Below are 14,265 nucleotides of genomic sequence, written 5' to 3'. Positions count from 1 at the left end.
CTGGCACCCATTTCGGCAAGGACGCTGCACAATGCTCAACACCCTGCAAAATACCCCATTGTGGGTTTACGCGATTTTTCTGCTGCTGTGCTACCACGGTGTCAAAGCCCTGTCCCCGACCCGTGAAAGCAAAACTTCATTGCTCGTCACAGCGCCGATATTGCTGGGCTGGTCACTCTATTCGCTGAACCTGACGCTGAATCCGCAGCTATCGGTCAGTTGCTGGTTGGCCGCCGTCATCCTGGGCAGCCTCGCGGCGCTGCTGATTTTCCCACGCAAGGGCATTGAGCTGGATGATCCGCAAACCGGCCTGGTCGTACCGGGCACGCTAAAAACCTTGGTGCTCTATCTGCTGTTTTTTGCGGTGAACTATTACTTCGGCTACCAGGATGACGTTCACCCGGAAATGGCCACCACCCTTGAAATGTTGCTGCTCAAGGCGTCAGCTTCCGGTTTTGTCTGTGGACTGATCAGCGGTCGGGCGTTGACGTTTTACCGGCTGCTGCTGACACTTCAGGCAAAACGCCCCCCGCTAGCCGCCAGTTAAAAGCCGCTGTGCCAAAAATGATGACCCGCCGCCTGTTCATCCGTGACAACGCCGCCTCGGTCCAATAGATTAGGCGGCCTGAAAAGGCCCTGTGCTTTCTCGCCTCAACCCAAGTTAAAAGAAGTAGTGAAATTTCAATGTCCGATTCCAATACCGCTGAATCCGTAGTCACCTTGTCGTCCAAAGCGGAATACGAAAACTCCATCAATCTTTCACAGCACGTGCCCCAGGCCAAGACCATCAGCGAGATGGTCCTGGACGCTTTCCAGTCCACCCGGGAAAGCGACCAGATCCGCGAGCTGCGCGCCGCGATTCGCCAGGCTCACGACAGCTTCGACGACGATAAAGCCTACGATTTGATGGGCGAACTCAAGCAGCTCAAGGACGCCGAGGCTGCCGACATCGCAGCCCTGGAAGACTTGAGCAGCAAATTCCCGATCAGCCGGATTCTCTCCAGTTTCAAGGACGACCCGGCATTTCAGGAATTGGTCTATGGCCTCGCACTGAAAGTGCTGAACCAGACCCACCAGGCCATCAGCAACCCGAGTAGTGGCAAAAGCAAGGCTGCTCGCGCCAAGAAAGATGTCGAAGTGTTCATCATCAGCAAAGACGGGATCAGCGTGACGCTGCCGCTGCGCACCCCGCGTTCGCGACTGAACGTTGACCGTGAAGCGCTGGAGTTCCTGGGTTTCACCTTCGTCGGTGAAGGCGAAGAAGCGGAACTGGAAAGCGAGACGTTCCTGGACAATGCCGGGGCCGAACAAGCGGTTAACCGCAAGAACATCATCACCGCGCTTCAGCAGCAAACCGCGTTCGATGGCTACAGCATCGCCGCGCAGTAACACACACCATCGATGACTGAAAAGGCCCGCACTGAGATTCAACGCGGGCCTTTCTATTGCCAGCAGGTTCATCGTTAGAGCGTTGATGGCCGTATCGCCACGATCATGTCAACTTCAATGGCTGCGTCTTTCGGCAGTTGATAAACGCCGATCGTGGTTCGTGTATGTTTACCGGCATCGCCCAGTACATGACTGAAAACGTCCGACGCACCGTTGGCCACTTCGCTCAAATCGACAAAGTCCGCGGTGGACTTTATGTATACCGTGACGCGCAATAGCGACTTGATTTTGTCCAGCGAACCGATGGAATCAACAATCAATGCCAGACCGCGCAACGCACTGATGCTGGCAGCGCTCTGTGCATCTGCCAGCGTCAGATCCAGGCCTACCCTGCCCGGATACTGAATTTCACCATTCATCCGCGGCACCAGACCGCTGATATAAAGCTGATCGTGATGCCGCACCAACAGCGCGTAATGCCCGCCGGCCGTATTCTCACCGTAGATGTCGTAACCGAGCTCTTTTGCCAGCGCGATGAATCGTTCATCACAGGTCATGTGTTCAGTCATCTCTCCCCCTCGATCAAAAATTGGATCCATTTTTTTGACAGATTAGCCCAAAGATCTCGATTCGGGGGCCGGCCTATGAAAATCAGCTTGGATCAAATTGATGTCCCTTAGATTCCAAAACGATTGAACTGACGAGCGAACACCTGAATGCCCCGCCCTCGAAAGAAGTGCGGGGCTTTTTTTGTTCACGCGCGGTTGCTACCCGGTGCGTCGAGCACCTTTAGCACGTCATCGATGATCGCTTTGCTCATATCCTGCAAAAAATGCGACGCCCAGGCATGGCGGTCTGTATCGCGAACCATGGCGGCGTCTGATGCAAGGTGTTTGGCGACGTGGAGCAGATCAGAGGCGTGGGAGAGGGCTTGAATCACCGGGACGCCGGCGTTTATGCGGAATAGTGGTTTGTTAGCGTGATAGGAAAGGGGGTGAGGCCAATGGTTGTTAGGTCTTGGGGATTGGTCATTGGGCACCTCCTGTGATTGGACGGAGGTGGGTTATTACCTTTGGATCTGAGGTGCAAGTTTCGAACGTATCGATTGCGTACATTTTGGGAACTCCTTTTAGTAGCGATTTTGCGACCGGATTCACTAACCCGGTCACAGAGCGGAAAGCAACGGTTTGAAGGGCTTAAAGCACTAACATTCCGCAATACCTGTAAGCCGATGGTAGTGAGAAACGTCCGTCTTGATCAGAGCAAGTTTGTATAGAATCGAACGAACTTTATTGCCGGAGAGACCAGTAAAATTCAGATTCAACGCGCAGTCATCGCCACCATCGAGTTCCAGCCTGGCGTGCCGCTGGTCCAGCAGATCGTCGATCAGTTGTCGGTGGCGATCAGCCAGGGCGGGCTGTCTCACGGGACCAAACTACCGTCAATCCGCGAACTCTCCGAGTTGATGAACGTGGGCAAATCCACGGTGGTGGATGCTCTGGACCGCTTGCGGGCCAAGGGTTTGGTGGTTTCACGCCAGGGCTCGGGGCATTACGTGCACCGTTCCAGCACCCCGATCAAGACCGATGCCGGCCCGGACCTGCAACCTCAAGACACGCTCAGCGTGGTCCGCCGCGCGGTGCTGCTGGACAATGGCGCGCTGCGCCCTGGGGCCGGTTTCCTGCCGTCCTCGTGGCTGCCGGCTGAAGAGTTGCTTAAAACCGTGCGTGGCACGTTGCGCGCAACCTCCCTTCGCATGGGCGAATACGGCGTCGCCGGCGGTTACCTGCCGCTACGCGAGGCGTTGCGGGTCAAGCTGTCGGCCTTGGGCATCGAAGTGCCGGTGGACCAGATCATCACCACGGCCAACACCGTGCAGGCCATCGACATCCTGATGCGCTTGCTGGTCAAGCCCGGCGACACGGTGCTGCTCGACGATCCGTGTTACTTCACCATGCACACCAATCTGGCCTTGCATGGTGCCAACGTCATCACCATCCACCGGGGCAGTTTCAACGTGGCGCACAGCGATAACACCCAGGTGCGGGAACGGTTTTTTCGGTTGCTTGATAGCTGAGCATTCTTGATACACCGCGGTGAGGCCTTCGCGAGCAAGCCCGCTCCCACATTTGATCGGCGTTGCCAGCACTTTTGTGACCGGCGCCAAACTAATGTGGGAGCGGGCTTGCTCGCGAAAGCGGCGACACGGTCCACCAGACAATCCCCAACAAAAAGCCCCGCACTTCTCTCGAAGGCGGGGCTTTTCTTTTCGGCATCGAAACCTTAAGGCGCGTAAGTCAGCAACAGCTCACTCGGCACTTTAAAGTCCAGCGACATCATCACGCTCAACGCGGTAATGGTGAAGATCGAGAACACGAACAGCTTGCGTGCCCAGACCGTGTCATCCACTGCCTTGTAACCGGTCCAGGCCATGTACAACCAGTACATGCCCATGGCCGCGGCGACGGCGAGGTAGCTCATGCCGGCGTAGCCGCTGAAGGTCAGCATCAGGGTCGCGACCAGGAAGGCCAGGATGTAGAGCAGGATGTGCTTCTTGGCGACCTGAATCCCGCGCTTCACTGGCAACACCGGAATCGATGCGGCCAGGTAATCGTTGAAGCGGAAGATCGCGATGGCGTAGGAATGCGGCATCTGCCACAGGCTGAACATCACCAGCAACGTCAGTGCGGCCATGTCGAAGCTGTTCGTCACCGCGACGTAGCCAATCACCGGCGGCATGGCGCCCGACAGACTGCCCACCAGCGTGCCGTGAACCGACTTGCGCTTGAGGTACAGGCTGTAGAAACCGACGTAGATGACAAAGCCAATCACCGCGAACAAAGCGGCCAATGGGTTGGCCACTTTGTACAACAGTGCAACGCCGAAAACACCCAGGACGGTCGCAAAAGCCAGGGCCAGTTTCAGGGAGATCAAGCCCTGGACCAGCGCCCGGTTTTTTGTGCGTTCCATCTTCAGGTCGATGTCGCGGTCGATGCAGTTGTTGAACACGCAACCGGAAGCCACCACCAGCGACGTGCCGATCATGGCGGCCAGGAAAATGGCCAGATCGACATGCCCTTTCGAGGCCAGGAAAAATCCGCCCGCCACAGAAAGCACGTTACCGAAAATGATCCCCGGTTTGGTGATTTGGATAAAGTGCTTAAAGGACATCCGGACTTTCCTCAGTGCGCCATCATGTTGGTGTGGATGCTGTACATGATCCACAGCGACAGGCCTACCAACAGAACGATTACCAGTGCAGCGAAGACAAACGCGATCACGTTGTTACGCTGGGCAGCGGAGCGGTCCAGGTGGAGGAAGTACACCAGGTGCACGAGCACCTGGATCACTGCGAAGGCCAGTACGATCCACAGGGTCAGGGCTTTCGGCAGCGATGGGTACATCACCAGGCCGAAAGGAATGACCGTCAGGATCACCGACAGAATGAAACCGATAGCGTAAGACTTGACGCTGCCGTGGCTGGCGTCGTGGCTATCGTGGGAATGAGCGTTAGCCATTTACATAGTCCCCATCAGATAAACAACGGTGAATACGCAGATCCACACCACGTCCAGGAAGTGCCAGAACAGGCTCAGACAGCTCAGACGGGTCTTGTTGGTCGCCGTCAGGCCGTTTTTCTGCACCTGATACATCATGATCGCCATCCAGATCAGACCGCTGGTCACGTGCAGACCGTGGGTGCCGACCAGGGTGAAGAACCCGGACAGGAAGCCGCTGCGGCTCGGGCCGAAGCCTTCGGAGATCAGCATGTGGAACTCGTTGATCTCCATGCCGATGAAGCCGGCACCGAACAGGAAGGTCATGCCCAGCCAGCCCAGGACCTGGTTCTTCTTGCCCTTGAACAACGCCAGCATGGCGAAGCCGTAGGTGATCGAACTGAACAGCAGCAGAGCGGTTTCGCCCAGTACGTATGGCAGTTCGAAGATGTCGTGGCCCGACGGGCCACCCGCTACGTTGTTAACCAGTACCGCGTACGCCGCGAAGATCGACGCAAACAGAATGCAGTCGGTCATCAGGTAGAGCCAGAAACCGAATACGGTCATCTCGCCCGAGTCGTGGTGATGGTCGTCGTGCCCATGGTCCGTGCCATGGGCGTGTCCAGCAGTGGTCACTAAGTTCGACATGGTTTAAGCCTGTTCCAACGAGGTTTCAACACGGGTGGCAGTGGCTGGAACTTTCCCGGCCGCTACCAGACGCTTGTGCTGCTCGGCTTCGATGCGCTCGATCACGTCGACCGGCACCATATAGCCCTGATCATCGCGGGCAGCGTGGATCACGAAGTAGCCCACGGTGCCAACCAGGCCAACGATGGCCAACCACCAGATGTGCCAGATCATCGCGAAACCGAACACGGTCAACAGAGCACCCATGACCACACCGGTCGCGGTGTTGTTTGGCATGTGGATCGGTTCGTAACGGGCCGGAGCCTTGTACGCGGTACCGTTTTCCTTGGCTTCGGTGAACGGATCGATGGTGTCCGCTTTTGGCAGCACGGCAAAGTTGTAGAACGGTGGTGGCGACGAGGTCGACCATTCCAGCGTGTGCGCATTCCACGGGTCACCGTGATCGCACATGTTTTCCGGCTTGTTGCGATCACGCACGCTGACGTACAGCTGAATCAGCTGGCAGGCGATACCGGCCGCGATCATCACCGCACCGAACATGGCGACGTACAGGTACGGCACCCACTCAGGGTTGGTGGTGGCGTTCAGACGACGGGTCATGCCCATGAAGCCCAGTGCATAGAGCGGCATGAACGCGACGAAGAAGCCCGAGATCCAGAACCAGAACGCTGCCTTGCCCCAACCTTCGTGCAGCTTGAAGCCGAACGCTTTAGGGAAGTAGAAGCCGAAGCCTGCGATGTAGCCGAATACTGCGCCGCCGATGATCACGTTGTGGAAGTGAGCGATCACGAACAGGCTGTTGTGCAGGACGAAGTCCGCACCCGGGATGGCCAGCAGTACGCCGGTCATGCCGCCGATGGCGAAGGTCACCATGAAGCCCAGGGTCCACAGAACCTGGCTGGTGAAACGCAGACGCCCTTGGTAAATGGTGAACAGCCAGTTGAATAGCTTCACCCCCGTCGGGATCGAAATCAGCATCGTCGCCAGACCGAAGAAGGCGTTGACGCTGGCACCCGAACCCATGGTGAAGAAGTGGTGCAGCCAGACCATGAAGCCCAGGATCGAGATCGCGCCCGATGCGTAGACCATCGAGTGGTGGCCGAACAGACGCTTGCCGGTGAAGGTCGAGATGACTTCGGAGAAGATCCCAAACGCCGGCAGAATCAGGATGTAAACCTCGGGGTGACCCCAGGCCCAGAACAGGTTGACGTACATCATCGGATTGCCACCAAGTTCATTGGTGAAAATGTGGAAATCCATGTAACGGTCAAGCGTCAGCAGTGCCAAGGTAGCGGTCAGGATCGGGAACGAGGCCACGATCAGGACGTTGGCCCAGGTGCAGGTCCAGGTGAAGATCGGCATGTCCATCAGCTTCATGCCCGGGGTACGCATTTTCAGCACGGTGGCCAGGAAGTTGACCCCCGTCAGCGTCGTACCCAACCCGGATAGCTGTAGCGCCCAGATGTAGTAATCCATCCCCACGCCAGGGCTGTATTGCAGGCCCGACAGCGGCGGATAGGCAACCCAACCGGTCTTGGCGAATTCGCCGACGCCCAGGGACAGGTTGATCAGCACCACGCCAGACACCAGCAGCCAGAAGCTCAAGGAGTTCAGGAACGGGAAGGCCACGTCACGCGCGCCGATCTGCAGCGGCACTGCAAGGTTCATCAGGCCGGTGAAGAATGGCATCGCCATGAAGATGATCATGATCACACCGTGAGCGGTGAAGATCTGGTCATAGTGTTCAGGCGGCAGGTAGCCAGGCGAACCCTCGGTGGCCATGGCCAACTGGGTACGCATCATCATGGCGTCGGCAAAACCGCGCAGCAGCATGACCATGGCAACGATGATGTACATCACGCCGATTTTCTTGTGGTCGACCGAGGTCAGCCACTCGGACCACAGATAGGTCCACTTCTTGAAATAGGTGATTGCAGCGAACAGCGCCAGACCACCGAGCGCGATCATGGCGATGGTTATCATCACGATCGGTTCGTGGAACGGGACCGCTTCCCAACTTAATTTACCAAACATCGTTTACTCCTCTGCCCCGGCAGCTGAATGCGAACTCATGTCCATCCCTTCCATGGCGGCCATTTCGTGCTCTTTCTTCTCGTGGTGCATCGGCTTGCCCGGATTCATGCCTTCGTACTTGTCGACGATGATCTGGAACAGGTTCGGCGTGACCGAGGAGTAGAGCTCGACTGGGTTGTTCTGGCTTGGCTTGGAAAGGGCTTCGTATTCAGCTTTTTCAAGCTGTTTAGGTGCCTTTTTGACTTCGCTGACCCAGGCGTCGAAATCTTCCTGAGAGGTGGCGATAGCTTTGAATTTCATGCCGGTGAAACCAGCGCCGCTGTAGTTGGCGGAGATACCGTCCATTTCAGCGTTCTGGTTGGCGATCAGGTGCAGTTTGGTCTGCATGCCGGCCATCGCGTAGATCTGGCCGCCCAGGGCCGGGATGAAGAACGAGTTCATCACGGAGTCCGAAGTCACCTTGAAGTTGATCGGTGTGTGCGCCGGGAACACGATCTTGTTGACGGTAGCGATGCCTTGTTCCGGGTAGATGAACATCCACTTCCAGTCCAGGGCGACTACTTCAATGGTGATCGGCTTGACGTCGGATTCCAGCGGCTTGTAAGGATCCAGCGCGTGGGTCGACTTGTAGGTGACATAACCCAGGGCAATGATGATCAGCACTGGAACAGCCCACACCGCGATTTCGATCTTGGTGGAGTGCGACCATTTCGGCGTGTAGACAGCGTCGGTGTTGGACGCGCGGTATTTCCAGGCGAACAGGAAGGTCATGACGATGACCGGAACCACGACCAACAGCATCAGCAGCGTTGCGGTGATGATCAGGTTTCGCTCGTCCAGGCCGACCTGGCCCTTGGGATCGAGCAAGGTCATGTTGCAGCCTGACAGCAACAACGTGCCGATCAGCGGCAATAAGCCTAGTAGTCTGGGGTACCTGTTTTTACTCATCTCACGACCTCTAAAGCAGCTTGCGCAATGCAGTTGGGTTTTGATCGCCAACACTTCACCCTGCCAAGGGTTGGCATTTTTCTTGGATTGAATAAGTGGCTACCCGTCGCGCGTCAGACGCTGTTCGACAAATCCTGGGCTAGCGTTGCGTTCTTATTCGAATTCGTGGTCAAAGGCCTTGTTACAGACCAATTCCATTTGGTGCGGATAATTGGAAGGCACCGACACCTGGGAGTCGTATGAAGCCCTTCGGCCTCTCGACGCCCTATTCCTGCTCAGGGATGAGCAGTGCCGGGATTTCAGTGCGGGCGATTGTAGATATGTAACGTTTTATAAACCATGTCTCATCCCGAAATAATTTTTATCCATTCCAGCAACAATCATTAACGGTATTTGCAAAAGTGCGCCATGGTATCGAAATTCATTCTCAACAAAAACACCAAAAATTGTAGGTCTACCTCAGGTAGTTCAGACAGTATCGAAGGCTCTGCGCCCTCCTTCGACCCTGCCAAAGCCCCCATGTGACAAGGGCTTCGGCAATTCGCCAAGGCCTGTTAAAACTGCCTGTTCCGGATTTTTGGGGCTGAAGTCGCCAGACGCTAAAGAAGGCCAATTTTGTTGCGTAGCCGTGTACCAATTCGGCGCCTTGAAATGCCTTGCGACACTCCTGCTGTGACAACATGTCGCACACGTGCCGCACCCATACTTGTCACGTATCAAGGTCATTTTACCTGCGCCCTGAAATGCAAAACGCCCCGGCCCCCTCAACGAGGGCCGGGGCGTTTTTTTGTATGACGTAGCGATACGGCGGATGACTTCAGCGCAGGGCTTTGCGGTTACGTGAAGTGAGCAGCGGCACCAGCACCACGACCAGCACAAAGGCTAGCAGCGCCCACTGTGCAAGCGACAGACCGAGGATCGGCGGGTACGGCGTGGAGCAGAAGCCGTCGACCTGGAAGCCCAGCGGGAAGATCTTCGCCAGTGGCAAACCGTCGACAATCGGCTGCAGCACATCGATGCCGCAGCTGACCGCCGGATAGAACTGGGTATAGACGTGATGCCCGGCCACCCCGACGCCTGCCAGGGCGCAGATCACCACCAGGGTTTCAAATACCGTGATGCTGCGGCGGGTGCGCATGGCCGCGCCGATGAACGCGAAGAGCGCGATCAGCAGCAACGCATAACGTTGCAGTATGCACAGCGGGCATGGCGCCTCGCCCAGAACAATTTGCATGTACAGCGCGCCACCGATCAGCGCCAGGCAGATGATGCCCAGCAACACCAGATAGCGCCGTTCACGGCCCAATCGCATCGTTTCCTCGCTCATTGCGTTTCCCTTCTAAATATCGATTGCCCCGAAGTCTACACGCTGGCCCTGACCTTTGAGAGTCCGGCGCGCACAGCGGGGTATCGGGGAATAGACGGCAAGCCGGTTAAGAAGGGATTAACTTTCAAGCGTTTCTCAGGAATCGGAACCGCGCAGAGGCTTTCACGAGAAAGCCCCTGCAAGCGATTGATCAGTCGCCGTAAATATCGGATTTGAAGTACTTCTCTGAAATCTTCTGGTATTCGCCACTGGAGCGAATGCCATCGATGGCCGTGTTCAGCTCGGAGACCAACTCAGTGTTGCCCTTGCGCACCGCAATCCCGGCGCCCTCGCCCACGTATTTCGGATCCTTGAGCTCCGGTCCGACAAAGGCATAACCCTTGCCACGAGGCATCGTCAGGAAGTCATTCAGCGGGATGGTGTCAGCAAAAATGGCATCGAGGCGACCGGCAGCCAGATCCATGTAGATCTCTTCGTTGTTGCCGTAACGCTTGACGTTGATACCCTTCGGTTCGAAAACCTCAGAGGCGTAACGGTCAGTGGTGGTTGCGCGTTGCACGCCGACCGTCTTGCCCTTGAGGCTGGCGTACTGGTCATCCACGACCGCTCCGTCCTTCATCACCAGACGCGATGAGGTGAAGTAGTACTTGTGGGTGAAATCCACCGACTTCTTGCGGTCTTCGTTGATGGTCATGGACGACAGCGCCATGTCGATTTTCTTCACTTTAAGCGAAGGAATCAGACCGTCGAACTCACCTTCGACCCAGACGCACTTGACCTTCATCTGCGCGCACAGGGCATTGCCGATGTCGTAGTCGAAACCGACAATCTCGCCTTTATCGGTTTTGGACGCGAACGGCGGATAAGCCGCTTCGATGCCGATGCGCAGGGTTTTATCGGCGGCGAACAGGCTGCTGCACGCCAGCAGGCTCAGAGCCAGACCGGTGATGAGGGGGAATTTCTTCATGTTCGTTCTCTCGCGGGTTGTTGTTGGTTTGGCAAGACAGAAGAAAGAGCAGAAACGGAGAAGCGCTTTTTTGTACTTATAATTCCATACTGGACTTTTATGTATTATTCGTCAATCGGGGCCCTTAAAGATGTGGCCGCCGATGGTCGGGAGGTGAATCAGTGGGAAATTGGGTGATGCGGATGGCCTCTTCGCGAGCAAGCCCGCTCCCACATTGGTTCTGAGTCGAACACAAAACTAGTGTTTGATGGAGATCTAATGTGGGAGCGGGCTTGCTCGCGAAGGCGGACTGACAGTCAATGAAGAACTAACTGGCTGTCTACTGCTTCCAGCGATCCGCCGCCGCATGATCACTGTCGCGCCCTTCAACCCAACGCGACCCGTCAGGGGTGTTTTCTTTCTTCCAGAACGGTGCGCGGGTTTTCAGGTAGTCCATGACAAAGGCGCAGGCATCGAACGCGGCCTGGCGATGGGCACCGGCGGCGCCGACGAAGACGATCGGCTCCCCCGGTTCCAGGGCGCCGATGCGATGCAGCACTTCAAGTTTGAGCAGCGGCCAGCGCTGCTCGGCCTCTATGGCGATCTTGGCCAGGGCTTTTTCGGTCATGCCCGGGTAGTGCTCAAGGAACATCCCGGCGACGTCGAGTCCGTCATTGAAGTCGCGAACATAACCGACAAAACTCACCACCGCACCGACGCCCACATTGGCTGCATGCATGGCGTTGACTTCAGCACCCGGATCGAACGCCGTGGATTGCACGCGAATCGCCATGGCTCAGCCTCCGGTCACGGTCGGGAAAAAGGCCACTTCATCGCCATCGCTCACCGGCTCATCGAGCTGGCACAGGTCTTCGTTGCGGGCGCACATCAAGTTTTGCTCGCTCAACACTTCGGCACCGTCACGCTGGGCCAGGAGCGCGCGCACATCGTCGACTGTGGCGAAGTCACCTTCAACCTTCACCGAGTCCACGCCTATCGCTTCACGGTAACGGGCAAAAAACTTCACGGTGAGGTTCATGGCTGGTCCGCCTGGAAATGGCCGCTCTTGCCGCCGAGTTTCTCCAGCAGCCGCACGCTTTCAATAGTCATGCCGCGATCCACGGCTTTGCACATGTCGTAGATAGTCAGCGCCGCGACGCTGGCGGCGGTCAGGGCTTCCATTTCTACGCCGGTCTGCCCGGACAATTTGCAGCGCGCGACGATGCGCACGGTGTCGTCACCTTCGGCATTGAGTTCGACCTTGACGCCGGTGAGCAGCAGCGGATGGCACAGAGGGATCAGATCGCTGGTTTTCTTCGCGGCCTGAATGCCGGCGATACGCGCCACGGCGAATACATCACCCTTGGGGTGACCGCCGCTGACGATCATCTGCAGGGTTTCGGGCAGCATGCGCACCAGCGCTTGGGCCGTTGCTTCACGGAACGTCACGGCTTTTTCAGTGACGTCGACCATATTGGCGCGACCTTGGGAATCGAGATGAGTCAGCACAGGGATACTCCTGATCAGGAGCACCGATTGTAAACCTGTGGGTCAAAATTCCGCACGTTTGATTGCATGATTGCCACGATCCAATGTGGGAGCAGGCTTGCTCGCGAATGCGGTGTGTCAGTCGACATAGATACTGACTGTCACACCGCATTCGCGAGCAAGCCCGCTCCCACATTTAATTTGTGTCGGACATAAAAAACCGGGCGACCTTGGAGGCCGCCCGGTTTTGGTGAGGGTTTACAAATGCGATTCGGCGTATTCGGCCAGAATCGAACGTGGCACCCCTTGCAGGGTGATGTGCACACCGTTGGGGAAATCCTTGAAGCGCTCTGTCAGGTACGTCAGCCCGGAACTGGTCGCGGACAGGTAAGGGGTGTCGATCTGCGCCAGGTTGCCCAGGCACACTACTTTGGAACCGGCGCCGGCACGGGTGATGATGGTTTTCATCTGGTGCGGCGTGAGGTTCTGGCATTCATCGATCAGGATCAGACTCTGCTGGAAGCTGCGGCCTCGAATGTAGTTGAGGGATTTGAACTGCAACGGCACTTTGCTGAGGATGTAATCGACACTGCCATGGGTGTTTTCGTCATCCATGTGCAAGGCTTCGAGGTTGTCGGTGATGGCGCCCAGCCAAGGCTCCATTTTTTCCGCTTCGGTGCCGGGCAGGAAACCGATCTCCTGGTCCAGACCCTGCACGCTACGGGTCGCGATGATCCGGCGATAGCGTTTGCTGACCATGGTCTGCTCGATCGCCGCCGCCAGTGCGAGGATGGTTTTACCGGAACCTGCTGCCCCGGTCAGGTTGACCAGGTGGATATCCGGGTCGAGCAAGGCGTACAGCGCCAGGCTTTGATAGATGTCACGCGGTTTCAGGCCCCAGGCTTCCTGGTGCAACAGGGGTTCCTGATGCAGGTCGAGAATCAGCAGCTTGTCTTCCTCGATCTCCTTGATCCAGCCGACAAAACCCTGTTCGTCGATGATGAACTCGTTGATGTGCACCGCCGGCAGGTTGTCGATCAACTGCACTTGGTGCCAGGTGCGGCCGTGATCCTGACGGGTGTCGACATTCCTCACACGGTCCCAGAAGGAGCCGGTCATGTTGTGATAACCGTTGGGCAGCAGCGACACGTCGTCGACCAGTTGGTCGGTGCTGTAGTCCTCGGCCGCGATCCCGCAAGCCCGGGCCTTGAGGCGCATGTTGATGTCTTTGGTGACCAGCACCACGGGCAGCTTTGGTTCGCGCGCGTGCAGGTCGATCAACTGGTTGATGATGATGTTGTCGTTCAGGTGCTCGGGCAGAATGATGTTCGGTTCGGCACGTTTGCTCATCAAAATTGACAGCAAACCCTTGGGCCCACTCTTGCCGCGCTGGATCGGCACACCGAGTTCGACATCTTCGGGGCTGGCATCGCCCAAGGTCTTGTCGATCAGGCGAATCGCCTGACGGCATTCTGCAGCCACGCTGTGATGCCCGCTTTTGAGCTTGTCGAGCTCCTCAAGCACGGTCATCGGGATGGCGACGTGGTGTTCTTCGAAGTTAAGCAGGGCGTTTGGATCGTGAATCAATACGTTGGTATCGAGTACATAAAGGATTGGCTGGTTGGAGGAAGAACTACGTCCGTGATCATCCATACTCGGTCACCTTTGTGGGAGCCAGTCGACGCAATACCGTGACAGTGCTGCGCCTCGAAGTGGCCACCGAATTCACCTGCGAGGATTCAAGTGAACTGCATCCATAGCTGGGTCTTGGAAGACGCCACCTGTGTTGCAGGTTTCGGCGGTCTGTCTTCGTAATACTCCAAAACCTGTGACAGAAAAAAGTACTTTGACGTTTTTTTGAAGTTTATTTTTCAGAGTGACCAATAGCACTAGGCGGATTGCCATCACCCCGTTAAAGTCAGAAGTCCGCCTGCATCGAATTCTCGCCCAAAATCATCCCTCCCCCAATGTTTACGGCCTTTCGCCGT

General features: G+C 56.7%; 14 protein-coding genes and 2 pseudogenes. 3 read left to right on the top strand and 13 right to left on the bottom strand.

All coding sequences use genetic code 11. The features are described from left to right. Nucleotides 1-31: 31 nt before the first annotated feature. Nucleotides 32-547 carry a hypothetical protein gene (locus E3W21_RS00820; protein WP_134417231.1) on the top strand — a complete coding sequence of 172 codons (516 nt, stop codon included), beginning with the start codon at nt 32-34 and terminating at the stop codon, nt 545-547. A gap of 137 nt (nt 548-684) precedes the next feature. Beyond that, the gene (locus tag E3W21_RS00815; protein WP_134417229.1) at nt 685-1,389 is read left to right on the top strand and encodes a hypothetical protein; all 705 of its coding nucleotides are present in this window, start codon (nt 685-687) and stop codon (nt 1,387-1,389) included. A gap of 74 nt (nt 1,390-1,463) precedes the next feature. On the opposite strand, the gene E3W21_RS00810 is transcribed toward E3W21_RS00815, so the two are convergent. Further along, the gene (locus E3W21_RS00810; protein WP_129445070.1) at nt 1,464-1,958 is read right to left on the bottom strand and encodes a RidA family protein; all 495 of its coding nucleotides are present in this window, start codon (nt 1,956-1,958) and stop codon (nt 1,464-1,466) included. Between the two features lie 185 nt (nt 1,959-2,143). Then, nucleotides 2,144-2,421: pseudogene (locus tag E3W21_RS00805) on the bottom strand (DUF3077 domain-containing protein). 280 nt (nt 2,422-2,701) lie between these two features. On the opposite strand from E3W21_RS00805, the pseudogene E3W21_RS00800 reads away from it, so the two are divergent. Beyond that, nucleotides 2,702-3,394, top strand: a pseudogene (locus E3W21_RS00800) (aminotransferase class I/II-fold pyridoxal phosphate-dependent enzyme); the annotation flags it as partial. Nucleotides 3,395-3,672: 278 nt separating this feature from the next. On the opposite strand, the gene cyoE reads toward E3W21_RS00800, so the two are convergent. The 11 genes from cyoE to E3W21_RS00735 all read right to left on the bottom strand — a co-directional run bounded on the left by cyoE (nt 3,673) and on the right by E3W21_RS00735 (nt 13,930). Then, nucleotides 3,673-4,560, bottom strand: coding sequence for a heme o synthase (cyoE, locus tag E3W21_RS00795; protein WP_095132943.1), 888 nt, complete (start codon nt 4,558-4,560; stop codon nt 3,673-3,675). Nucleotides 4,561-4,571: 11 nt separating this feature from the next. After that, complete coding sequence (gene cyoD / locus E3W21_RS00790) at nt 4,572-4,907, bottom strand: cytochrome o ubiquinol oxidase subunit IV (RefSeq protein WP_033061037.1); 336 nt, start codon at nt 4,905-4,907, stop codon at nt 4,572-4,574. Continuing rightward, nucleotides 4,908-5,534 (bottom strand): cytochrome o ubiquinol oxidase subunit III, encoded by a 627-nt coding sequence (locus E3W21_RS00785; RefSeq protein WP_008147627.1) that lies wholly within the window; start codon nt 5,532-5,534, stop codon nt 4,908-4,910. 3 nt (nt 5,535-5,537) lie between these two features. Then, on the bottom strand, nt 5,538-7,568 hold the full coding sequence (gene cyoB, locus E3W21_RS00780) for a cytochrome o ubiquinol oxidase subunit I (protein WP_129438263.1): 2,031 nt from the start codon (nt 7,566-7,568) through the stop codon (nt 5,538-5,540). A 3-nt stretch (nt 7,569-7,571) separates the two neighbouring features. Then, nucleotides 7,572-8,516, bottom strand: a complete 945-nt coding sequence (gene cyoA / locus E3W21_RS00775; RefSeq protein WP_008147621.1) for a ubiquinol oxidase subunit II — start codon at nt 8,514-8,516, stop codon at nt 7,572-7,574. An 817-nt stretch (nt 8,517-9,333) separates the two neighbouring features. Next, nucleotides 9,334-9,843: a disulfide bond formation protein B gene (locus E3W21_RS00765; protein ID WP_129438267.1), complete on the bottom strand. Its 510-nt coding sequence runs from the start codon at nt 9,841-9,843 to the stop codon at nt 9,334-9,336. 190 nt (nt 9,844-10,033) lie between these two features. Then, a complete protein-coding gene (locus E3W21_RS00760) occupies nt 10,034-10,810 on the bottom strand; it encodes an ABC transporter substrate-binding protein (protein WP_129438269.1) in 777 nt (258 codons plus the stop codon). A 319-nt stretch (nt 10,811-11,129) separates the two neighbouring features. Then, nucleotides 11,130-11,582, bottom strand: coding sequence for a molybdopterin synthase catalytic subunit MoaE (moaE, locus tag E3W21_RS00755; RefSeq protein WP_134417225.1), 453 nt, complete (start codon nt 11,580-11,582; stop codon nt 11,130-11,132). Nucleotides 11,583-11,585: 3 nt separating this feature from the next. Further along, nucleotides 11,586-11,828: a molybdopterin converting factor subunit 1 gene (gene moaD, locus E3W21_RS00750; protein WP_134417223.1), complete on the bottom strand. Its 243-nt coding sequence runs from the start codon at nt 11,826-11,828 to the stop codon at nt 11,586-11,588. Then, the gene (gene moaC, locus E3W21_RS00745) at nt 11,825-12,298 is read right to left on the bottom strand and encodes a cyclic pyranopterin monophosphate synthase MoaC (protein WP_129438276.1); all 474 of its coding nucleotides are present in this window, start codon (nt 12,296-12,298) and stop codon (nt 11,825-11,827) included. The genes moaD and moaC overlap by 4 nt, the downstream gene beginning before the upstream one ends. Before the next feature lie 237 nt (nt 12,299-12,535). Continuing rightward, a complete protein-coding gene (locus tag E3W21_RS00735) occupies nt 12,536-13,930 on the bottom strand; it encodes a PhoH family protein (RefSeq protein ID WP_129438280.1) in 1,395 nt (464 codons plus the stop codon). Nucleotides 13,931-14,265: the final 335 nt, after the last annotated feature.

The sequence above is a fragment of the Pseudomonas sp. F01002 genome (assembly GCF_004402115.1).
Taxonomy (GTDB): Bacteria; Pseudomonadota; Gammaproteobacteria; order Pseudomonadales; family Pseudomonadaceae; genus Aquipseudomonas; species Aquipseudomonas frigoris.
Note: the sequence above shows the minus strand (reverse complement) of the source record. Positions and strands in the feature narration are given on the sequence as shown.

Coding starts and splice junctions, on each gene's coding strand:
- E3W21_RS00815 (WP_134417229.1), top strand. CDS start 685: ATGTCCGATTCCAATACCGCTGAATCCGTAGTCACCTTGTCGTCCAAA.
- cyoA (WP_008147621.1), bottom strand. CDS start 8,516: ATGAGTAAAAACAGGTACCCCAGACTACTAGGCTTATTGCCGCTGATC.
- moaE (WP_134417225.1), bottom strand. CDS start 11,582: ATGGCGATTCGCGTGCAATCCACGGCGTTCGATCCGGGTGCTGAAGTC.
- moaD (WP_134417223.1), bottom strand. CDS start 11,828: ATGAACCTCACCGTGAAGTTTTTTGCCCGTTACCGTGAAGCGATAGGC.
- cyoD (WP_033061037.1), bottom strand. CDS start 4,907: ATGGCTAACGCTCATTCCCACGATAGCCACGACGCCAGCCACGGCAGC.
- E3W21_RS00735 (WP_129438280.1), bottom strand. CDS start 13,930: ATGGATGATCACGGACGTAGTTCTTCCTCCAACCAGCCAATCCTTTAT.
- cyoE (WP_095132943.1), bottom strand. CDS start 4,560: ATGTCCTTTAAGCACTTTATCCAAATCACCAAACCGGGGATCATTTTC.
- E3W21_RS00810 (WP_129445070.1), bottom strand. CDS start 1,958: ATGACTGAACACATGACCTGTGATGAACGATTCATCGCGCTGGCAAAA.
- E3W21_RS00760 (WP_129438269.1), bottom strand. CDS start 10,810: ATGAAGAAATTCCCCCTCATCACCGGTCTGGCTCTGAGCCTGCTGGCG.
- E3W21_RS00820 (WP_134417231.1), top strand. CDS start 32: ATGCTCAACACCCTGCAAAATACCCCATTGTGGGTTTACGCGATTTTT.
- E3W21_RS00785 (WP_008147627.1), bottom strand. CDS start 5,534: ATGTCGAACTTAGTGACCACTGCTGGACACGCCCATGGCACGGACCAT.
- cyoB (WP_129438263.1), bottom strand. CDS start 7,568: ATGTTTGGTAAATTAAGTTGGGAAGCGGTCCCGTTCCACGAACCGATC.
- E3W21_RS00765 (WP_129438267.1), bottom strand. CDS start 9,843: ATGAGCGAGGAAACGATGCGATTGGGCCGTGAACGGCGCTATCTGGTG.